Source organism: Pseudomonas sp. N-1-13 (assembly GCF_057787095.1).
In genome coordinates, this window is record NZ_JBYNRI010000001.1 from 5,222,118 (window position 1) to 5,241,971 (window position 19,854).

Below are 19,854 nucleotides of genomic sequence, written 5' to 3' on the forward strand. Positions count from 1 at the left end.
GGGCGTCTGAGGGAGGATTGATAGCACCGGGCCTGTTTCATTCTGCACGACACCCTGAGGACATCCGGCAAATTGCACGACGACTGCGACGGTGGCGAAGAGATCGATGACTACTTTGGCGCATTCATCGGGCTGACCCCAAACCTCGCCCGATAATCACTGGGCGCCAACCCGGTAATTTTCTTGAACGTCGTGCGAAAAGCCCCCGGGTCCTGATAACCCACCGTCCAGGCAATGTGGTCGATGGTGCCATTGGTGAACTCCAGCATTTCCCGCGCCTTGCCGACGCGCAGGTGCTGGCAGTATTCGGTAGGTTTGAGCCCGGTGGCGGCGCGAAACCTGCGCAGGAAGGTGCGTTCCTCCAGCCCGGCCTGTTCGGCCATGGCGCCGAGGGAAACGTCCACTGCTCCGCTGCCTTGCAACCAGTGCTGGACCTTGAGAATGGCCGCGTCACCGTGTCCGAGGATGGGCGCGAAGTTACTGCCACATTGGCTGGCGCTGTCGCTGTGTTCGATCACCAGAAACTGCGCCGTGCGCGTGGCGATGCTGGGGCCGAGCAGGCGGTCCACCAGTCGTAGCCCCAGCTCTGACCAGGCCATCAGCCCGGCCGTGGTAATCAGGTCGCCATCGTCGACGATGGGTTTATCAGCGTCGAGCTTGATCTTCGGATAACGCGCGGCAAAGGTCTTGGCCGAGGTCCAGTGGGTCGTGGCGCTGCGCCCATCGAGCAGGCCGCTTTCGGCCAACAGAATCGAACCGACACACACCCCACCCAGCACCGTGCCGTCGGCATGCCGCGCTCGCAACCAGGTCATCAGCGCCTGCGACACCAGCCCCTCACTGAAACCGGCGATGGACGGTGGAATCAGCAGCGCAACCAGCCTGCCCTGAGGACCGGCGAAACTCTCGAACACCCGGGTCGGTACTTCTCCCTCCTGCGCTCGCCAATGACTGACCCGCAGGCGCGGCAACTGAGAACTGGCTTGCTCGTCGGCAATCCGCTGCGCCACGGCGAACAGATCGGTCAAGCCATGCACCGCCGCCAGTTGCGCGCCGGGGTAGATGAGCACCCCGAGCTCAGCGACTGCCCTTTGCTGCGTCATTGTCAGTTTTCCCTCGCTTATTGTCGTTACGGCCCATTCTGAAACCGGTGGCATGAGCCAATACTGGCTTCAGACCCCACTGATCGAGGAAGCCTTATGTCCAAGCAAGCGCTCATCGTAGTCGATATCCAGAACGACTACTTCCCCCAGGGAAAATGGCCATTGGTCGGTGCCGAAGCGGCCGCCGATAACGCCGCCAGACTGATCGAAGCCTTTCGCCAGGCCGCGGATCAGGTGGTGCACATTCGTCACGAATTCACCTCCGATTCCGCACCGTTCTTCACCCCAGGCTCTGAAGGTGCGCAACTGCATCCCAAAGTGCTCAACCGCACCGACGAACCAGTGGTGCTCAAGCACTTCGTCAACTCGTTCCGCGAAACCCAATTGCAAGCCATCCTTGACCGCCACGACATTAAGCATCTGGTGATCGTCGGCAGCATGAGCCACATGTGCATCGACGGGGTCGCCCGGGCGGCGGCGGACATGGGCTATGAGGTCACGGTGATTCACGATGCTTGTGCCAGCCGCGATCTGGAATTCAATGGGCTCGTCGTCCCGGCGGCTCAAGTGCATGCGGCCTTCATGTCGGCCCTGGGTTTTGCCTATGCGGATGTGGTGAGCACTGAACAGTTTTTGGCTGCCCGCCACTGAGTGATGCCCCAAGCGGCAAATCCAAGGCTAAAAAAAACCGCGCCTCGTAAACCGAAGCGCGGTTTTGTTTTTAGCTTGAAGCTCGCTGCCTGGAGCTTCCAGCGGCTTTAGAACGGAATATCGTCATCAAAGCTGTCGAAGTCCGGAGCCGGTTGTGGCGCGGCCTGTTGCGGAGCCGCTGGACGTTCACGCTGTGGCTGAGGCGCCGACTGCGGGCGAGGTGCTTGCTGACGCGGAGCAGCCTGCTGGTAGTTGTTGCCACCTTGCTGCTGGTCACCCTGTGGACGACCGCCCAGCAGTTGCATGGTGCCTTGCATGTCGACCACGATTTCGGTGGTGTAGCGCTTGATGCCGTCTTTTTCCCACTCGCGGGTCTGCAGCTTGCCTTCGATGTACACCTGCGAACCCTTGCGCAGGTATTCGCCGGCGATTTCGGCCACCTTGCCGAACATCGACACGCGGTGCCATTCGGTCTTCTCGACCTTCTGGCCGGTCTGCTTGTCGGTCCACTGTTCGCTGGTCGCCAGACTCAGGTTGGTCACAGCGTTGCCATTGGGCAGGTAGCGAACTTCGGGATCCTGGCCGCAAGTACCGACCAATATGACTTTGTTAACCCCACGGGCCATAACGTTCTCCTAGGCTTCGCACGTGGTCGGGGCCGGGTTGTTCACCAGGCGCTCGAGCGTCGCGCGATCCAATAATTCGGTGTCCAGTTTGATATAAACGGCCGCTTCGTCGGCGACCACCACTGCATCGGTTACTCCAACGACGGCCTTAAGGCGCTCGGTCAGGCCTGCTTCGCGGATGGCTTCGGGCGACAACGGCAAGCGCAGGCTCGTCACATACGGAGGTTCGCGCATGGTAACAGCAAAGACCAGCCAAAGTGCAGCCAGCGCGGCGCATCCCAGGAACACAACCGACAAACCGCCATGCTGGAACAACCAGCCGCCGAGGATCCCGCCCAACGCCGAACCGAGGAACTGGCTGGTGGAGTAAACCCCCATCGCCGTGCCCTTGCCACCCGCCGGTGAAACCTTGCTGATCAGCGACGGCAGCGACGCCTCCAGCAGATTGAACGCGGTGAAGAACACCACTGTGCCGATCACCAGGGCCCGCAGGCTGTCGCCGAACTGCCAGAAGAATAGCTCAGTGAGCATCAGCGTCACGACGGCGCCGAGCAAAACTCGTTTCATTTTGCGTCGCTTCTCGCCGTAGATGATGAACGGAATCATGGCGAAAAACGAAATCAGCAGCGCAGTCAGGTAAACCCACCAGTGCTGCTCCTTGGGCAGGCCGGCCTTCTCCACCAGCGCCAGCGGCAAGGCAACGAAGCTGGACATCAACATGGCGTGGAGCACGAAGATGCCCAGGTCCAGACGCAGCAGGTCCGGGTGCTTGAGCGTCGGCATCAGCGCCTGGCGAGCCACCCCTGATTCGCGGTGCTGCAACGGCCCGGTGGAGCGCGGCACCATGAACGCCACGATCAGGATGCCCACCAGCGCCATGCCCCCCGTGACCAGAAACAGCCCCGACAAGCCAAAGGCGCGGGTCAGCAACGGCCCGACGACCATGGCGACGGCGAACGACAGACCGATCGTCATGCCGATCATGGCCATGGCCTTGGTCCGATGCTGTTCGCGGGTCAGGTCCGACAGCAAAGCCATGACGGCTGCGGAAATCGCCCCGGCGCCTTGCAGGATGCGTCCGGCGATCACGCCCCAGATCGAATCGGCATTGGCCGCCAGCACACTGCCCAGGGCGAAGACAATCAAGCCCAGGTAGATGACGGGACGCCGGCCTATGCGGTCGGAAATGACCCCGAACGGGATCTGGAAAATCGCCTGGGTCAGGCCGTACGCGCCAATCGCCAACCCGATGAGGGCCGGGGTCGCGCCTGCCAGATCCATCCCATAGGTCGCCAGCACCGGCAACACCATGAACATGCCCAGCATACGGAAGGCGAACACAAGAGCCAGACCGCTTGCTGCGCGTGTCTCGCCGCTGCTCATGCGTTCGCTGTGGGGATCGTGCATGGAAAAACCTCGTGTGAACCGGCGGCGATTCTACCAGTCCCATCGATTGAGGGGGTATATCGCGACCGTTTGCCGCGCAGTCTTCATGTATGACTGCAAACTCACTTTCAATAGTGTGCATCCATCCAGTATTTGCCCGTATACTCCTACGTTTTCGACGCCCGCCGAGCGAGGCCACTTTGGACAAGATCCTGATTCGTGGGGCCCGTACCCACAACCTGAAGAACATCGACCTGACCCTGCCACGGGACAAGCTGATCGTCATCACCGGCCTGTCCGGATCCGGCAAATCATCCCTGGCCTTCGACACCCTGTACGCTGAAGGCCAGCGGCGCTATGTCGAATCGCTGTCGGCCTACGCCCGGCAGTTCCTGTCGATGATGGAAAAACCCGACGTCGACACCATCGAAGGCCTGTCGCCGGCGATTTCCATCGAACAGAAGTCGACTTCCCACAACCCACGTTCAACCGTCGGCACCATCACCGAGATCTACGACTACCTGCGCCTGCTGTATGCGCGGGTCGGTATTCCCCGGTGTCCCGACCACGACATCCCGCTGGAAGCCCAGACCGTCAGCCAGATGGTCGACCTGGTGCTGGCCCAGCCCGAAGGCAGCAAGTTGATGCTGCTGGCGCCGGTCATCCGCGAGCGCAAGGGCGAGCACCTGATGGTCTTCGAAGAACTGCGCGCCCAAGGCTTCGTTCGGGCACGGGTCAACGGCAAGCTGTGCGAGCTGGACGAACTGCCGAAGCTGGATAAACAGAAAAAGCACTCGATCGATGTGGTGGTCGACCGCTTCAAGGTCCGGGCCGACCTGCAACAGCGTCTGGCCGAATCCTTCGAGACCGCGCTGAAGCTGGCCGACGGCATCGCCCTGGTAGCGCCGATGGACGACGAGCCCGGCGAGGAAATCATCTTCTCGGCGCGCTTCGCCTGCCCGATCTGCGGCCACGCCATCAGCGAGCTGGAGCCCAAGCTGTTCTCCTTCAACAACCCGGCCGGCGCGTGCCCGACCTGCGATGGCCTGGGGGTCAAGCAGTTCTTCGACACCAAGCGCCTGGTCAATGGTGAATTGACCCTGGCCGAGGGCGCGATTCGCGGCTGGGACCGGCGTAACGTCTACTACTTCCAGATGCTCGGGTCGCTGGCGGCCCACTACAAGTTCAGCCTGGACAAACCCTTCAATGAACTGCCCGCCGACCAGCAGAAATTCATCCTGCACGGCAGCGGCTCACAAAGTGTCGACTTCAAATACCTGAACGACCGTGGCGATATCGTCAAACGCTCCCACCCGTTCGAAGGCATCGTGCCGAACCTGGAGCGGCGTTATCGCGAGACCGAATCGGCCAGCGTGCGCGAAGAACTGGCCAAGTTCCTCAGCACCCAGCCCTGCCCCGATTGCCGCGGTACCCGCTTGCGTCGGGAGGCGCGACATGTGTGGGTCGGCGAGAAAACCCTGCCGGCGGTGACCAACCTGCCAATTGGGGACGCCACCGACTACTTCGGCGGCTTGAAGCTCACCGGCCGCCGGGGCGAAATTGCCGACAAGATCCTCAAGGAAATCCGCGAGCGCCTGCAATTTCTGGTGAACGTTGGCCTGGACTACCTGACCCTCGATCGCAGCGCAGATACCTTGTCCGGCGGCGAAGCCCAGCGTATTCGCCTGGCCAGCCAGATCGGTGCCGGCCTGGTGGGGGTGATGTACATCCTCGACGAACCGTCCATTGGCCTGCACCAGCGGGACAACGATCGACTGCTCGGGACGCTCAAGCACCTGCGGGACATCGGCAACACGGTGATCGTGGTCGAACACGACGAGGATGCGATCCGCCTGGCGGATTACGTCGTGGACATCGGTCCGGGTGCGGGCGTGCATGGCGGGCATATCGTTGCCCAAGGCACAGCCGCCGAAGTCATGGCGCATCCCGACTCCCTGACCGGCAAATACCTGTCGGGCCGGGTGAAGATCAAGGTGCCGGCCAAGCGTACGCCGCGCAACAAGAAGCTGTCGCTGAGCCTCAAGGGCGCCCGTGGCAACAACCTGCGCAACGTTGACCTGGACATCCCGATTGGGCTGCTGACTTGCGTGACCGGTGTGTCCGGCTCCGGCAAATCGACGCTGATCAACAACACCCTGTTCCCCCTCAGCGCTACGGCCCTGAACGGCGCCACGACCCTGGAGGCCGCCGCCCACGACAGCATCAAGGGCCTGGAGCATCTGGACAAGGTCGTCGACATCGACCAGAGCCCCATCGGTCGCACACCGCGCTCCAACCCGGCGACTTATACCGGGCTGTTCACGCCGATTCGCGAGCTGTTCGCCGGCGTGCCGGAGTCCCGTTCACGCGGCTATGGCCCAGGGCGTTTCTCGTTCAACGTCAAGGGCGGGCGCTGCGAAGCCTGCCAGGGCGACGGCCTGATCAAGGTCGAGATGCACTTCTTGCCGGACATCTATGTGCCGTGCGACGTGTGCAAGAGCAAGCGCTACAACCGCGAAACCCTGGAGATCAAGTACAAGGGCAAGAATATCCACGAAACCCTCGAGATGACCATCGAAGAGGCCAGGGTGTTCTTCGACGCGGTGCCGGCCCTGGCGCGCAAGCTCCAGACGCTGATGGATGTGGGGCTGTCGTACATCAAGCTTGGGCAATCGGCAACGACGTTGTCCGGCGGCGAGGCCCAGCGGGTCAAGCTGTCTCGCGAGCTGTCCAAGCGTGATACCGGCAAGACCCTGTACATCCTCGACGAGCCGACCACGGGCTTGCACTTCGCTGATATCCAGCAATTGCTCGACGTCCTGCATCGCCTTCGCGACCATGGCAACACCGTGGTGGTAATTGAGCACAACCTCGATGTGATCAAGACGGCGGACTGGCTGGTGGACTTGGGGCCGGAAGGCGGCTCCAAGGGTGGTCAGATCATCGCGGTGGGTACCCCCGAGGAAGTGGCCGAGATGAAGCAGTCGTACACTGGCTACTACCTCAAGCCGTTGCTGGAGCGTGACCGGGACTGATTTTTCCCCGGCCACGAAAAAGCCCCTGTCATCTCATCAATGACAGGGGCTTTTTTGTTTGATCGTTCCTACGCTCCGCGTGGGAATGCAGCTTGGGACGCTCTGCGTTCCCTTTCCCTGCAATCAGAACTGCGACTGCAGGTAATTTTCCAGGCCTATCAACTTGATCAGGCCCAGCTGCTTCTCGAGCCAGTAGGTATGGTCTTCTTCGGTGTCGTTGAGCTGGATGCGCAGGATCTCGCGGGTCACGTAATCGTTGTGCTGTTCGCAGAGCTCAATGCCCTTGCACAGCGCGGCACGGACTTTGTATTCCAGGCGCAGGTCGGCCGCGAGCATGTCTGGCACCGTGGTGCCGATGTCCAGATCATCCGGGCGCATGCGTGGCGTACCTTCGAGCATCAGGATCCGGCGCATCAACGCATCGGCGTGCTGGGCCTCTTCTTCCATCTCATGGTTGATACGTTCGTAGAGCTCGGTAAAACCCCAGTCCTCGTACATCCGCGAGTGGATGAAATATTGATCACGGGCTGCCAGTTCGCCTGTCAGCAGCGTGTTGAGGTAATCGATTACGTCTGGGTGACCTTGCATCGCCCTACATCTCCACAAGCTTTGAAGGCTCTAGTTTGAACCAAGCTGACCGCAAGGTCACTCGCCTATCGCGATAAAAGCGAAGAAAATCCGAGAAAAGCCGGTTAAATAACGCAAAAACCGCCCAATTGAGGGCGGTTCTGCTTCTCGTTTAGACTTAGTTAAGCTGTACGCCCAACGCTTTCGCGATGCCTTCACCGTAAGCGACATCCGCTTTGAAGAAGTGCTGCAACTGACGATCGACGACATCCGCCGATACACCGGCCATCGCACCCGCGATGTTGCTGATCAGCAGCGCTTTCTGGGCATCATTCATCAAGCGGAACAGCGCACCGGCGTGACTGTAGTAGTCGGTATCTTCGCGGTGATCGTAACGGTCTGCCGAACCACCGAGCGCCAGGGCCGGTTCAGCATAACGCGGAGCCTGCTTGGGGGCCTCGACGTAGCTGTTGGGCTCGTAGTTCGGTGCTGCACCGCCATTGCTGCCGAACGCCATGGCTCCGTCGCGCTGGTAAGTGTTGACCGGGCTGCGCGGAGCGTTGACTGGCAATTGCTGGTGATTGGTACCCACACGGTAGCGGTGTGCATCAGCGTAGGCGAACACACGACCTTGCAGCATGCGGTCTGGCGAAAGGCCAACCCCTGGAACCATATTGCTCGGCCCGAACGCCGCCTGCTCAACTTCAGCGAAGTAGTTCAGCGGGTTACGGTTGAGTTCCAACTCGCCGACCTCGATCAACGGAAACTCCTTCTGCGACCAGGTCTTGGTCACGTCGAACGGGTTCTCGTAATGGGCCGCCGCTTGGGCCTCGGTCATGATCTGGATGCAGACGCTCCACTTCGGGAAATCGCCACGCTCGATCGCATTGAACAGATCACGCTGAGCGTAATCCGGGTCGGTGCCCGCCAGGCGTGCAGCTTCAGCCGGCGTCAGGTTCTTGATCCCTTGCTTGGTCTTGTAGTGCCATTTCACCCAGTGACGCTCACCCTCGGCGCTGATCAGACTATAGGTGTGGCTGCCGAAGCCGTGCATGTGACGGTAGCCATCGGGAATGCCACGATCAGAGAACAGAATGGTGACCTGGTGCAAAGCCTCGGGCGAATGCGACCAGAAATCCCACATCATTTGGGCACTTTTCAGATTGCTTTGGGGCAGGCGCTTCTGCGTATGGATGAAGTCGGGGAATTTCAGCGGATCGCGGATGAAGAACACAGGGGTGTTATTACCCACGATGTCCCAGTTCCCTTCCTCGGTGTAGAACTTCAGGGCGAAACCGCGTGGATCGCGCTCAGTATCGGCAGAGCCACGCTCGCCACCCACGGTGGAAAAACGCAGGAACGTCGGGGTCTGTTTGCCGACCGACTCAAACAGCTTGGCGCTGGTGTACTGGGTAATATCCCGGGTTACGGTAAATGTGCCGTAAGCGCCCGATCCCTTAGCGTGTACACGGCGCTCGGGAATGTTCTCGCGATTGAAGTGAGCGAGCTTCTCGATAAGGTGGAAGTCGTCGAGCAACAGCGGGCCACGCGGGCCAGCGGAGCGAGAGTTCTGGTTATCGGCGACAGGAGCGCCGCTGGCGGTCGTAAGCGTTTTGGTCTGGCTCATGCTCAATCTTCCTAGGTCGGTCTTCAAACTGCCGGCTAATCGGCTGGAAAGGAGTATTGATCATGTTAATGACAGTATCCAAATTCATTAAATCATGGACATCGATAGTCATTATCTAATGCTGTCGCATTGCCAAGCGCAAGCCAGCCAACAGAGGTGACTGCCACTTTTTGACCGGGCACAAAAAACCGGGCACAAGGCCCGGTTTTTTGTATGTTGCCGACTTACTCAGCGGATACAGCTTCACCGCTGGTAGCACGATCAACCAACTCGACGTACGCCATAGGCGCGTTGTCGCCAGCGCGGAAACCGCACTTGAGGATGCGCAGGTAGCCACCCTCACGGGTAGCGTAACGCTTGCCCAGGTCGTTGAAGAGCTTACCAACGATAGCTTTCGAACGAGTACGGTCGAAAGCCAGACGGCGGTTAGCCAAGCTATCTGTCTTGGCCAAAGTGATCAGCGGCTCAGCAACGCGGCGCAGTTCTTTGGCTTTCGGCAGTGTAGTTTTGATCAGCTCGTGCTCGAACAGCGACACCGCCATGTTTTGGAACATGGCCTTGCGGTGCGAGCTGGTGCGGCTCAGGTGACGACCACTTTTACGATGACGCATGGTTCATTCCTTACCAAACACAACGTTCGGTGATTACGACGATCAGGCAGTCGCCTTGTCGTCCTTCTTAAGACTTGCAGGCGGCCAGTTGTCGAGGCGCATGCCGAGGGACAGACCGCGGGAGGCCAGAACGTCCTTGATTTCAGTCAAGGATTTCTTGCCAAGGTTCGGAGTCTTCAACAGCTCTACTTCGGTGCGCTGAATCAGGTCGCCGATGTAGTAGATGTTTTCCGCCTTAAGGCAGTTAGCCGAACGTACAGTCAGTTCCAGATCGTCAACCGGGCGAAGCAGGATCGGATCGATCTCGTCTTCCTGCTCGACAACCACTGGCTCACTGTCACCCTTGAGGTCGACGAACGCAGCCAACTGCTGTTGCAGGATGGTTGCAGCGCGGCGAATGGCCTCTTCAGGATCCAGGGTACCGTTGGTTTCCAGATCAATAACCAGCTTGTCCAGGTTGGTACGCTGTTCGACACGGGCGTTTTCCACCACGTATGCGATACGGCGAACCGGGCTGAACGAAGAGTCGAGCTGCAAGCGACCGATGCTGCGGCTTTCGTCTTCATCGCTCTGACGCGAGTCTGCCGGTTCATAACCACGACCACGAGCTACGGTGAGCTTCATGTTCAGGGCGCCGTTAGACGCCAGGTTAGCGATTACGTGATCGGGGTTAACGATCTCGACATCATGATCCAGCTGAATATCGGCAGCGGTAACCACCCCCGAACCCTTCTTCGACAAGGTCAGCGTAACTTCGTCACGACCGTGCAGCTTGATAGCCAGACCTTTAAGGTTCAACAGGATTTCAATTACATCTTCCTGTACACCTTCGATGGCGCTGTACTCATGGAGCACACCGTCAATCTCGGCCTCGACTACTGCACAGCCGGGCATTGAGGACAACAGGATGCGGCGCAGCGCGTTGCCCAGGGTGTGGCCGAAACCACGCTCGAGAGGCTCGAGTGTGATCTTGGCGCGGGTTGGACTGACAACCTGCACATCAATATGGCGGGGTGTCAGGAACTCATTTACCGAAATCTGCATGGATGCACCTATTTTCTAGCCCTTACTTGGAGTAGAGCTCGACAATCAGGCTTTCGTTGATGTCGGCGGACAGATCACTGCGAGCAGGAACGTTCTTGAAAACGCCCGACTTCTTCTCAGTGTCTACTTCTACCCATTCTACGCGGCCACGTTGGGCACACAGATCGAGAGCTTGGACAATGCGAAGTTGGTTCTTTGCTTTCTCGCGAACAGCAACCACGTCACCAGCACGAACCTGGTAGGACGGAACGTTTACGGTCTGACCGTTAACGCTGATCGACTTGTGCGATACCAGCTGACGGGATTCGGCACGAGTAGAACCGAAACCCATACGGTATACAACGTTGTCCAGACGGCATTCGAGCAGTTGCAACAGGTTTTCGCCGGTTGCGCCCTTCTTGCCAGCTGCTTCTTTGTAGTAGCCGCTGAATTGACGCTCGAGAACGCCGTAGATACGACGGACCTTCTGCTTTTCACGCAGTTGGGTGCCGTAATCGGACTGGCGACCGCGGCGTTGGCCGTGGATACCAGGTGCTGCTTCAATGTTGCACTTCGATTCGATCGCGCGCACGCCGCTCTTCAGAAAGAGATCGGTGCCTTCGCGACGAGCGAGTTTGCATTTTGGACCAATGTAACGAGCCATTCTTTACAATCTCCTGGATTACACGCGGCGCTTCTTCGGCGGACGGCACCCGTTGTGCGGGATTGGCGTCACGTCGGTGATGCTGGCGATCTTGTAGCCACAGCCGTTCAAAGCGCGGACTGCGGATTCACGACCCGGACCTGGACCCTTGACGTTAACGTCGAGGTTTTTCAGACCGTATTCCAGCGCAGCTTGACCAGCACGCTCAGCAGCTACTTGAGCAGCGAACGGGGTGGACTTGCGGGAACCGCGGAAACCCGAACCACCGGAGGTTGCCCAGGAAAGAGCGTTACCTTGACGGTCGGTAATGGTCACGATGGTGTTGTTAAAAGAAGCATGGATGTGGGCGATGCCATCAACCACTGTCTTTTTAACTTTTTTACGAGGACGAGCAGCAGGTTTTGCCATGATTAAATTCCTGTCGATTCGCTGGGGCGATTACTTGCGGATCGGCTTACGCGGACCTTTACGGGTACGCGCGTTGGTCTTGGTACGCTGACCGCGTACTGGAAGACCACGACGATGACGCAGACCGCGATAGCAACCGAGGTCCATCAAGCGCTTGATTTTCATGTTGATTTCGCGACGCAGGTCACCTTCAGTGGTGAACTTCGCCACTTCGCCACGCAGCTGTTCAATCTGCTCGTCGCTCAGATCTTTGATCTTTGCCGCTGGGTTTACCCCAGACACTGCACAAATTTTCTGTGCAGTAGTGCGACCAACACCATAGATGTAGGTCAGCGAGATAACAGTATGCTTGTTATCTGGAATGTTAACGCCTGCAATACGGGCCATTCAGTGGGACTCCAATTGACAGCTACCTACGCCCCGGAAGCCAAGAAATAGGGCGCGAGATAATATCGCTGTAATAACAAATAATCAACCCGGCAGCGCACTAGCTGCCGGGCTTAAAGCACAATCACACTCAGCCTTGGCGCTGTTTGTGACGCGGTTCCGCGCTGCAAATTACCCGAACAACGCCTTCGCGGCGAATAATCTTGCAGTTACGGCACAGCTTTTTCACCGATGCACGAACTTTCATCACCAACTCCTCGAACCTTATGGACGCTACTCAGCGCAACATGCCGCTGCCGTAGCCCTTCAGGTTGGCTTTCTTCATCAGGGATTCGTACTGGTGCGAAACGAGGTGCGATTGTACTTGGGACATGAAGTCCATCACAACCACGACCACGATCAGCAACGAGGTCCCGCCAAGGTAGAACGGAACGTTTGCCGCAACCACCAGGAACTGGGGAAGCAAGCAGACGGCCGTCATATAGAGAGCACCGAACAAGGTCAAACGAGTCAAAACGCCATCAATGTAGCGCGCCGACTGCTCGCCTGGACGGATACCCGGAATAAAGGCACCGGACTTCTTCAGGTTTTCCGCTACGTCTTTCGGATTGAACATCAACGCCGTATAGAAGAAGCAGAAGAAAATAATCCCTGCACTAAACAGCAGAATATTCAACGGCTGACCAGGAGCGATCGACTGCGAGATGTCCTGCAGCCAGCCCATACCTTCAGACTGACCAAACCAGGCACCCAGCGAAGCCGGGAACAGCAAAATGCTGCTCGCAAAAATAGCCGGGATAACACCGGCCATATTCACCTTCAGCGGCAAGTGGCTAGTCTGCGCAGCAAATACCTTGCGGCCCTGCTGACGCTTGGCGTAGTGAACAGCAATACGACGCTGACCACGCTCAATGAACACCACGAAACCGATAATCGCTACTGCCAGCAAACCGATCGCAACCAGGGCAAAAATGTTGATGTCACCCTGACGCGCAGACTCGAAAGACTGCCCGATCGCTCTCGGAAGACCGGCGACGATACCTGCGAAAATCAACATCGAGATACCGTTGCCAACACCACGCTCAGTAATCTGCTCACCCAGCCACATCATGAACATCGCACCCGCCACAAACGTGGTTACTGCGACGAAATGGAAGCCAAAGTCACCAGTGAACGCTACGCCTTGCCCTGCCAGACCGATGGACATGCCAACAGCCTGGACAAGAGCAAGGACGACGGTGAGGTAGCGGGTGTACTGGCTGATCTTGCGACGGCCAGCTTCACCTTCCTTCTTCAACTGTTCCAGCTGTGGGCTGACGGCGGTCATCAGTTGCATGATGATCGATGCCGAGATGTACGGCATGATCCCCAGAGCAAAGATACTCATCCGTTCCAGCGCACCGCCGGAAAACATGTTGAACAAGCTAAGAATGGTCCCCTCATTCTGTCGAAACAGGTCCGCGAGTCGGTCCGGGTTGATACCTGGAACCGGGATGTGTGCGCCTATTCGGTAGACGATAATCGCCAGGAACAGAAAACGCAGACGAGCCCAGAGTTCAGACATACCGCCTTTGCCGAGCGCAGAGAGAGCACCTTGCTTAGCCATTTATTCCTCGAACTTGCCGCCAGCTGCTTCGATAGCCGCACGCGCACCTTTGGTGGCGCCGATTCCCTTTCCGATGGTGACAGCGCGAGCAACTTCGCCCGACAGCATGATTTTCACACGCTGTACGTTCTGGTTGATCACGTTGGCATCCTTCAGGGACTGCACGGTGACGATGTCGCCATCCACTTTAGCCAGCTCGGACAGACGCACTTCTGCGCGATCCATGGCCTTCAGGGAAACGAAACCGAACTTCGGCAGGCGACGATGCAGCGGCTGTTGACCGCCTTCAAAGCCTGGAGCAATGGTGCCACCGGAGCGGGAGGTTTGACCTTTGTGGCCACGGCCACCGGTCTTGCCCAAACCACTACCGATACCACGGCCCGGACGATGCTTTTCGCGACGGGAACCCGGCGCTGGACTCAGATCATTGAGTTTCATCGATTAACCCTCTACACGCAGCATGTAGTAGGCCTTGTTGATCATCCCGCGATTCTCGGGAGTATCCAGGACCTCTACAGTGTGACCGATGCGACGCAGACCCAAACCCTTAACGCACAGTTTGTGGTTAGGGATGCGGCCGGTCATGCTTTTGATCAGCGTAACTTTTACGGTAGCCATGATCAGAAGATCTCCTTGACGCTTTTGCCACGCTTGGCGGCAATGGATTCAGGAGACTGCATTGCTTTCAAACCCTTGAAAGTGGCGTGAACCACGTTTACTGGGTTAGTCGAGCCGTAGCACTTGGCCAGAACGTTCTGAACGCCAGCAACCTCGAGGACAGCACGCATAGCGCCGCCAGCGATGATACCGGTACCTTCAGAAGCAGGCTGCATGTACACCTTCGAAGCGCCATGGGCGGACTTCATTGCGTACTGCAGAGTGGTGCCGTTCAGATCAACCTGGATCATGTTGCGGCGAGCAGCTTCCATTGCCTTCTGGATCGCAGCAGGCACTTCACGCGACTTGCCACGGCCGAAGCCAACACGCCCTTTACCATCACCAACCACGGTCAACGCGGTGAAAGTGAAGATACGGCCGCCTTTAACGGTTTTGGCTACGCGGTTAACTTGAACCAGCTTCTCGATGTAGCCTTCGTCGCGCTTTTGGTCGTTATTTGACATAACTTAGAACTCCAGCCCAGCTTCACGAGCAGCATCAGCCAGCGCCTTGACGCGGCCGTGGTACTTGAAGCCAGAGCGGTCGAAAGCCACCTGCGAGACGCCAGCGGCTTTAGCACGCGTAGCGACCAGCTGGCCAACCTTAGTGGCCGCGTCGATGTTGCCAGTGGCGCCATCACGCAGTTCTTTATCCAAAGTCGAGGCACTTGCCAGGACTTTGTTGCCGTCGGCCGAAATGACCTGGGCGTAGATGTGCTGCGACGAGCGGAACACGCAGAGACGCACGACTTCGAGTTCGTGCATTTTCAGGCGTGCTTTGCGAGCGCGACGCAGTCGAGTAACTTTTTTGTCGGTCATTTGCTATGCCCTACTTCTTCTTGGCTTCTTTACGACGGACGACTTCGTCCGCGTAGCGCACACCTTTGCCTTTGTACGGCTCTGGTGGACGGAAGTCGCGGATCTCGGCGGCCACTTGACCTACCAGCTGCTTGTCGATGCCCTTGATCAGGATATCGGTCTGGCTAGGAGTCTCAGCGGTGATGCCTTCCGGCAGTTCATAATCCACTGGGTGCGAGAAGCCAAGAGCCAGGTTCAGCACTGTGCCTTTTGCTTGCGCCTTGTAACCAACACCGACCAGCTGGAGCTTGCGCTCGAAGCCTTGGCTTACGCCTTGGACCATGTTGTTTACCAACGCACGAGTGGTACCAGCCATTGCGCGAGTCTGTTGATCGCCATTGCGAGCAGCGAAACGCAGCTCACCAGCTTCTTCAACAATCTCAACGGACGAATGGATGTTCAGTTGCAGAGTGCCCTTGGCACCCTTCACCGAAAGCTGTTGGCCTGCGAATTTGACTTCGACACCGGCTGGCAGCTTAACGGGGTTCTTAGCGACGCGTGACATGCTTATCCCCCCTTAGAACACAGTGCAAAGAACTTCGCCGCCGACACCGGCAGCGCGCGCAGCACGATCCGTCATCACACCTTTGTTGGTGGAGACGATAGACACACCGAGACCGCCACGAACTTTTGGCAGATCCTCGACGGACTTGTACTGACGCAGGCCTGGACGGCTAACGCGCTTCACTTCCTCGATGACCGGACGGCCTTCGAAGTACTTCAGCTCGATGGACAGCAGTGGCTTGATTTCGCTGCTGATCTGATAACCCGCAATGTAACCTTCGTCCTTCAGGACTTTGGCAACAGCTACCTTCAAAGTAGAAGATGGCATGCTTACGACGGACTTTTCAGCCATCTGGGCATTACGGATACGAGTTAGCATGTCCGCTAACGGGTCCTGCATACTCATGGGCTAGACGCTCCTAATACACAAAAAATTAGCCTTTCGGCTACTACGTGTCGCCGAGTACATCCGCGCGATAAAAGCACGGGCTCAGGCGAGCCGGGTATTCTAGACACACCCCACAAATGAATCAAGCCCCAAAAGGGGCTTGATTCAAGTTCAAGGTCACCGGCGGTCAGGATCTTGCGACCCCGAACACCGAGACATTGACAGTGCTTACCAGCTGGCTTTAACCAGACCTGGAACGTCACCACGCATTGCAGCTTGACGCAGCATGTTACGGCCGAGGCCGAACTTGCGGTACACGCCGTGCGGACGACCAGTCAAGCGGCAGCGGTTACGCATGCGCGAAGCGCTTGCGTCACGTGGCTGCTTCTGCAGTGCTACGGTAGCTTCCCAACGCGCTTCTGGACTTGCGTTCAGATCAACGATGATAGCTTTCAGCGCTGCACGCTTGGTGGCGTACTTGGCAACGGTGAGCTGACGCTTCAGCTCACGGTTTTTCATGCTCTTCTTGGCCATTTTCCTACTCCAATCAGTTGCGGAACGGGAATTTGAAAGCGCGCAGCAGTGCGCGACCTTCGTCATCCGTCCGAGCAGTGGTGGTCAGGGTAATGTCCAGACCGCGGAGAGCGTCGATCTTGTCGTAATCGATTTCCGGGAAAATGATCTGCTCTTTAACGCCCATGCTGTAGTTACCACGACCATCGAAGGACTTGGCATTCAGGCCGCGGAAGTCGCGAACCCGAGGCAGGGAGATCGACAGCAGACGATCCAGGAACTCGTACATACGCTCACGGCGCAGGGTCACTTTGACGCCGATCGGCCAACCTTCACGGACTTTAAAGCCAGCGATGGATTTCCGAGCGTAAGTCACAACGACTTTCTGACCGGTGATCTTTTCCAGGTCAGCAACAGCGTGCTCGATGACTTTTTTGTCGCCGATCGCTTCGCCCAGACCCATGTTCAGGGTGATTTTGGTAACGCGCGGAACTTCCATCACGTTCGAAAGCTTAAGTTCTTCCTTAAGCTTCGGTGCGATTTCCTTCCGGTAAATCTCTTTTAGTCGTGCCATGGTCTTCTACCTAGCAGTGTTCAAGCATCAACCGCTTTTTGGGTCGACTTGAAGACACGAATTTTCTTACCGTCTTCTACTTTGAAACCAACGCGGTCAGCCTTGTTGGTTTCGCCGTTGAAAATGGCGACGTTGGAAGCGTGCAGTGGCGCTTCTTTCTCGACGATACCGCCCTGTACGCCCGACATCGGGTTAGGCTTGGTATGGCGCTTGACCAGGTTCAAGCCACCAACAACCAGACGGTTGTCAGCGAGAACCTTCAGCACCTTACCGCGCTTACCCTTGTCCTTGCCGGCGATCACGATGATCTCGTCGTCACGACGAATCTTTTGCATGTCGGATCTCCTTACAGCACTTCTGGGGCGAGCGAGACGATCTTCATGAACTTCTCAGTACGAAGCTCACGGGTCACTGGCCCAAAGATACGGGTGCCGATTGGCTCTTGCTTGTTGTTCAACAGAACAGCAGCGTTGCCATCAAAGCGGATGATGGAGCCGTCAGCGCGACGAACACCGTGGCGAGTGCGGACTACAACAGCAGTCATCACTTGGCCTTTTTTCACCTTACCGCGAGGAATTGCTTCCTTGACGGTAACTTTGATGATGTCACCAATACCAGCGTAACGACGATGGGAGCCACCCAGCACCTTGATGCACATAACACGGCGAGCGCCGCTGTTATCGGCCACATCGAGCATGGATTGAGTCTGAATCATATAATTTCTCCGACCCCTAGCCCTTAGACTTCCACAGCGCGTTCGAGAACATCAACCAGCGCCCAAGACTTGGTCTTGGCCATCGGACGAGTTTCACGAATAGTGACTTTGTCGCCGATGTGGCACTGATTGGTTTCGTCGTGCGCGTGCAGCTTAGTCGAACGCTTAACGTATTTACCGTAGATCGGGTGCTTAACGCGACGCTCGATCAGAACGGTGATGGTTTTGTCCATCTTGTCGCTGACAACACGGCCAGTCAGCGTACGGACAGTTTTTTCGGCTTCAGCCATGATTACTTACCTGCCTGCTGGTTGAGCACAGTTTTCACGCGAGCGATGTCACGCTTAACTTGCGAGAGCAGATGAGACTGCCCCAACTGGCCAGTTGCTTTCTGCATACGCAGATTGAACTGGTCGCGCAGCAGGCCGAGCAGTTGCTCGTTCAGCTGCTGTGCTGATTTTTCACGAAGTTCATTCGCTTTCATCACATCACCGTCCGTTTAACAAAGGAGGTGGCGAGCGGCAGCTTTGCAGCAGCCAGGGCGAAAGCCTCACGCGCCAGCTCTTCAGAAACACCCTCGATTTCATACAGGACTTTGCCTGGCTGAATCTGGGCAACCCAGTACTCCACGTTACCCTTACCTTTACCCATCCGAACTTCGAGTGGCTTCTTGGTGACAGGCTTGTCCGGGAATACACGGATCCAGATCTTGCCGCCACGTTTTACGTGACGGGTCAGAGCACGACGCGCTGACTCGATCTGACGAGCGGTGAGACGACCACGAGCAACAGACTTCAGCGCGAACTCGCCGAAGCTGACTTTGCTACCGCGCAATGCCAGGCCACGGTTGTGACCGGTCATCTGCTTGCGGAACTTCGTACGCTTTGGTTGCAACATTTGGCGTACCCCTTACTTAGCAGCTTTTTTACGAGGCGCTGGTGCTTGTGGCTTCAGCTCTTCTTGGCGACCACCAATTACTTCGCCTTTGAAGATCCAAACCTTTACACCGATCACACCGTAGGTGGTGTGAGCTTCGTAGTTGGCATAGTCGATGTCGGCACGCAGGGTGTGCAGTGGCACACGACCTTCGCGATACCATTCAGTACGTGCGATTTCAGCACCGCCGAGACGACCGCTCACTTGGATTTTGATGCCTTTGGCACCAATGCGCATTGCGTTCTGTACAGCGCGCTTCATAGCGCGACGGAACATTACACGACGCTCCAGCTGCTGAGCTACGCTCTGCGCAACCAGCATACCGTCGAGCTCCGGCTTGCGGATCTCTTCGATATTGATGTGCACAGGCACACCCATTTGCTTGGTCAGGTCCTGACGCAGCTTCTCAACATCTTCACCTTTCTTCCCGATAACGATACCTGGACGAGCAGTGTGGATGGTGATGCGTGCAGTCTGCGCCGGACGATGGATATCGATACGGCTTACGGACGCGCTTTTTAGTTTGTCTTGGAGATACTCACGCACCTTCAGATCAGCGAACAAGTAGTCCGCATAAGTCCGACCGTCTGCGTACCAGACGGAGGTGTGCTCCTTGACGATTCCCAGGCGAATGCCAATGGGATGTACTTTCTGACCCATCTCTTCGACTCCGTTACTTGTCAGCAACCTTGACAGTGATATGGCAAGACCGCTTGACGATGCGATCAGCACGGCCTTTGGCACGTGGCATGATGCGCTTCAGCGAACGCCCTTCGTTGACGAAAACGGTGCTGACCTTCAGGTCATCAACATCTGCGCCTTCGTTATGCTCGGCGTTGGCTACGGCCGACTCCAGCACTTTCTTCATGATCTCGGCGGCTTTCTTACTGCTGAAAGCCAACAGGTTGAGCGCTTCGCCCACCTTCTTCCCGCGGATCTGGTCGGCGACCAAGCGGGCTTTCTGGGCGGAGATTCGAGCGCCCGACAACTTAGCGGCTACTTCCATTTCCTTACCC

The 19,854-nt window shown here is 57.5% G+C and carries 29 protein-coding genes; 2 read left to right on the forward strand and 27 right to left on the reverse strand.

Going from position 1 to position 19,854, the window contains the following annotated elements; genetic code table 11:
* Positions 1 to 110: 110 nt before the first annotated feature.
* Positions 111 to 1,103: a GlxA family transcriptional regulator gene (locus tag AC3I65_RS23385; protein WP_107321779.1), complete on the reverse strand. Its 993-nt coding sequence runs from the start codon at positions 1,101 to 1,103 to the stop codon at positions 111 to 113.
* Positions 1,104 to 1,199: 96 nt separating this feature from the next.
* Between AC3I65_RS23385 and AC3I65_RS23390 the strand changes: the two genes are divergently transcribed.
* Positions 1,200 to 1,754 carry a cysteine hydrolase family protein gene (locus AC3I65_RS23390; protein ID WP_139049050.1) on the forward strand — a complete coding sequence of 185 codons (555 nt, stop codon included), beginning with the start codon at positions 1,200 to 1,202 and terminating at the stop codon, positions 1,752 to 1,754.
* Between the two features lie 107 nt (positions 1,755 to 1,861).
* Here AC3I65_RS23390 and AC3I65_RS23395 read toward each other — a convergent pair whose 3' ends face one another.
* Both AC3I65_RS23395 and AC3I65_RS23400 read right to left on the reverse strand, forming a co-directional pair.
* Entirely contained in the window at positions 1,862 to 2,380 is a 519-nt protein-coding gene (locus AC3I65_RS23395; RefSeq protein WP_047229766.1) for a single-stranded DNA-binding protein, read from the reverse strand.
* Positions 2,381 to 2,389: 9 nt separating this feature from the next.
* On the reverse strand, positions 2,390 to 3,787 hold the full coding sequence (locus tag AC3I65_RS23400) for an MFS transporter (RefSeq protein WP_076383444.1): 1,398 nt from the start codon (positions 3,785 to 3,787) through the stop codon (positions 2,390 to 2,392).
* 179 nt (positions 3,788 to 3,966) lie between these two features.
* Between AC3I65_RS23400 and uvrA the strand changes: the two genes are divergently transcribed.
* Positions 3,967 to 6,801 carry an excinuclease ABC subunit UvrA gene (gene uvrA, locus AC3I65_RS23405; protein ID WP_047229768.1) on the forward strand — a complete coding sequence of 945 codons (2,835 nt, stop codon included), beginning with the start codon at positions 3,967 to 3,969 and terminating at the stop codon, positions 6,799 to 6,801.
* A gap of 123 nt (positions 6,802 to 6,924) precedes the next feature.
* Here the strand turns inward: uvrA and bfr are convergent, their stop codons facing one another.
* The 24 genes from bfr to rplV form a co-directional block, all read right to left on the reverse strand.
* The gene (gene bfr, locus AC3I65_RS23410; protein ID WP_025215751.1) at positions 6,925 to 7,389 is read right to left on the reverse strand and encodes a bacterioferritin; all 465 of its coding nucleotides are present in this window, start codon (positions 7,387 to 7,389) and stop codon (positions 6,925 to 6,927) included.
* Between the two features lie 157 nt (positions 7,390 to 7,546).
* On the reverse strand, positions 7,547 to 8,995 hold the full coding sequence (locus AC3I65_RS23415; RefSeq protein ID WP_076383443.1) for a catalase: 1,449 nt from the start codon (positions 8,993 to 8,995) through the stop codon (positions 7,547 to 7,549).
* Positions 8,996 to 9,219: 224 nt separating this feature from the next.
* Entirely contained in the window at positions 9,220 to 9,606 is a 387-nt protein-coding gene (rplQ, locus tag AC3I65_RS23420; RefSeq protein WP_003186009.1) for a 50S ribosomal protein L17, read from the reverse strand.
* A gap of 42 nt (positions 9,607 to 9,648) precedes the next feature.
* Complete coding sequence (locus AC3I65_RS23425) at positions 9,649 to 10,650, reverse strand: DNA-directed RNA polymerase subunit alpha (protein ID WP_003186012.1); 1,002 nt, start codon at positions 10,648 to 10,650, stop codon at positions 9,649 to 9,651.
* Positions 10,651 to 10,672: 22 nt separating this feature from the next.
* Entirely contained in the window at positions 10,673 to 11,293 is a 621-nt protein-coding gene (gene rpsD, locus AC3I65_RS23430; RefSeq protein WP_003176404.1) for a 30S ribosomal protein S4, read from the reverse strand.
* A gap of 18 nt (positions 11,294 to 11,311) precedes the next feature.
* Entirely contained in the window at positions 11,312 to 11,701 is a 390-nt protein-coding gene (rpsK, locus tag AC3I65_RS23435) for a 30S ribosomal protein S11 (protein ID WP_002555466.1), read from the reverse strand.
* Positions 11,702 to 11,731: 30 nt separating this feature from the next.
* Positions 11,732 to 12,088, reverse strand: coding sequence for a 30S ribosomal protein S13 (gene rpsM / locus AC3I65_RS23440; protein WP_047229770.1), 357 nt, complete (start codon positions 12,086 to 12,088; stop codon positions 11,732 to 11,734).
* A 130-nt stretch (positions 12,089 to 12,218) separates the two neighbouring features.
* Positions 12,219 to 12,335: a 50S ribosomal protein L36 gene (gene rpmJ / locus AC3I65_RS23445; protein WP_002555468.1), complete on the reverse strand. Its 117-nt coding sequence runs from the start codon at positions 12,333 to 12,335 to the stop codon at positions 12,219 to 12,221.
* A 30-nt stretch (positions 12,336 to 12,365) separates the two neighbouring features.
* A complete protein-coding gene (gene secY, locus AC3I65_RS23450) occupies positions 12,366 to 13,694 on the reverse strand; it encodes a preprotein translocase subunit SecY (protein WP_047229771.1) in 1,329 nt (442 codons plus the stop codon).
* On the reverse strand, positions 13,695 to 14,132 hold the full coding sequence (rplO, locus tag AC3I65_RS23455) for a 50S ribosomal protein L15 (RefSeq protein ID WP_003186032.1): 438 nt from the start codon (positions 14,130 to 14,132) through the stop codon (positions 13,695 to 13,697).
* A 3-nt stretch (positions 14,133 to 14,135) separates the two neighbouring features.
* Positions 14,136 to 14,312: a 50S ribosomal protein L30 gene (gene rpmD, locus AC3I65_RS23460; RefSeq protein WP_003186033.1), complete on the reverse strand. Its 177-nt coding sequence runs from the start codon at positions 14,310 to 14,312 to the stop codon at positions 14,136 to 14,138.
* Positions 14,313 to 14,314: 2 nt separating this feature from the next.
* Positions 14,315 to 14,815 (reverse strand): 30S ribosomal protein S5, encoded by a 501-nt coding sequence (rpsE, locus tag AC3I65_RS23465; protein WP_003186035.1) that lies wholly within the window; start codon positions 14,813 to 14,815, stop codon positions 14,315 to 14,317.
* Positions 14,816 to 14,818: 3 nt separating this feature from the next.
* A complete protein-coding gene (rplR, locus tag AC3I65_RS23470; RefSeq protein ID WP_003186037.1) occupies positions 14,819 to 15,169 on the reverse strand; it encodes a 50S ribosomal protein L18 in 351 nt (116 codons plus the stop codon).
* Between the two features lie 10 nt (positions 15,170 to 15,179).
* Positions 15,180 to 15,713 (reverse strand): 50S ribosomal protein L6, encoded by a 534-nt coding sequence (rplF, locus tag AC3I65_RS23475; RefSeq protein WP_003186039.1) that lies wholly within the window; start codon positions 15,711 to 15,713, stop codon positions 15,180 to 15,182.
* 12 nt (positions 15,714 to 15,725) lie between these two features.
* The gene (gene rpsH, locus AC3I65_RS23480; protein ID WP_017848802.1) at positions 15,726 to 16,118 is read right to left on the reverse strand and encodes a 30S ribosomal protein S8; all 393 of its coding nucleotides are present in this window, start codon (positions 16,116 to 16,118) and stop codon (positions 15,726 to 15,728) included.
* Between the two features lie 210 nt (positions 16,119 to 16,328).
* Positions 16,329 to 16,634: a 30S ribosomal protein S14 gene (rpsN, locus tag AC3I65_RS23485; RefSeq protein ID WP_003186042.1), complete on the reverse strand. Its 306-nt coding sequence runs from the start codon at positions 16,632 to 16,634 to the stop codon at positions 16,329 to 16,331.
* Between the two features lie 13 nt (positions 16,635 to 16,647).
* Positions 16,648 to 17,187, reverse strand: a complete 540-nt coding sequence (gene rplE, locus AC3I65_RS23490; protein WP_003186044.1) for a 50S ribosomal protein L5 — start codon at positions 17,185 to 17,187, stop codon at positions 16,648 to 16,650.
* 20 nt (positions 17,188 to 17,207) lie between these two features.
* Positions 17,208 to 17,522: a 50S ribosomal protein L24 gene (gene rplX / locus AC3I65_RS23495; protein ID WP_003186046.1), complete on the reverse strand. Its 315-nt coding sequence runs from the start codon at positions 17,520 to 17,522 to the stop codon at positions 17,208 to 17,210.
* Positions 17,523 to 17,533: 11 nt separating this feature from the next.
* The gene (rplN, locus tag AC3I65_RS23500; protein ID WP_002555479.1) at positions 17,534 to 17,902 is read right to left on the reverse strand and encodes a 50S ribosomal protein L14; all 369 of its coding nucleotides are present in this window, start codon (positions 17,900 to 17,902) and stop codon (positions 17,534 to 17,536) included.
* 23 nt (positions 17,903 to 17,925) lie between these two features.
* The gene (gene rpsQ / locus AC3I65_RS23505; protein ID WP_003194644.1) at positions 17,926 to 18,192 is read right to left on the reverse strand and encodes a 30S ribosomal protein S17; all 267 of its coding nucleotides are present in this window, start codon (positions 18,190 to 18,192) and stop codon (positions 17,926 to 17,928) included.
* 2 nt (positions 18,193 to 18,194) lie between these two features.
* Positions 18,195 to 18,386: a 50S ribosomal protein L29 gene (gene rpmC / locus AC3I65_RS23510; protein ID WP_002555481.1), complete on the reverse strand. Its 192-nt coding sequence runs from the start codon at positions 18,384 to 18,386 to the stop codon at positions 18,195 to 18,197.
* Positions 18,386 to 18,799 carry a 50S ribosomal protein L16 gene (gene rplP, locus AC3I65_RS23515; protein WP_003186052.1) on the reverse strand — a complete coding sequence of 138 codons (414 nt, stop codon included), beginning with the start codon at positions 18,797 to 18,799 and terminating at the stop codon, positions 18,386 to 18,388. The genes rpmC and rplP overlap by 1 nt, the downstream gene beginning before the upstream one ends.
* 12 nt (positions 18,800 to 18,811) lie before the next feature.
* Positions 18,812 to 19,498, reverse strand: coding sequence for a 30S ribosomal protein S3 (gene rpsC / locus AC3I65_RS23520; RefSeq protein ID WP_003176422.1), 687 nt, complete (start codon positions 19,496 to 19,498; stop codon positions 18,812 to 18,814).
* A gap of 13 nt (positions 19,499 to 19,511) precedes the next feature.
* Positions 19,512 to 19,844, reverse strand: coding sequence for a 50S ribosomal protein L22 (gene rplV / locus AC3I65_RS23525; RefSeq protein WP_003103908.1), 333 nt, complete (start codon positions 19,842 to 19,844; stop codon positions 19,512 to 19,514).
* Positions 19,845 to 19,854 lie beyond the last annotated feature (10 nt).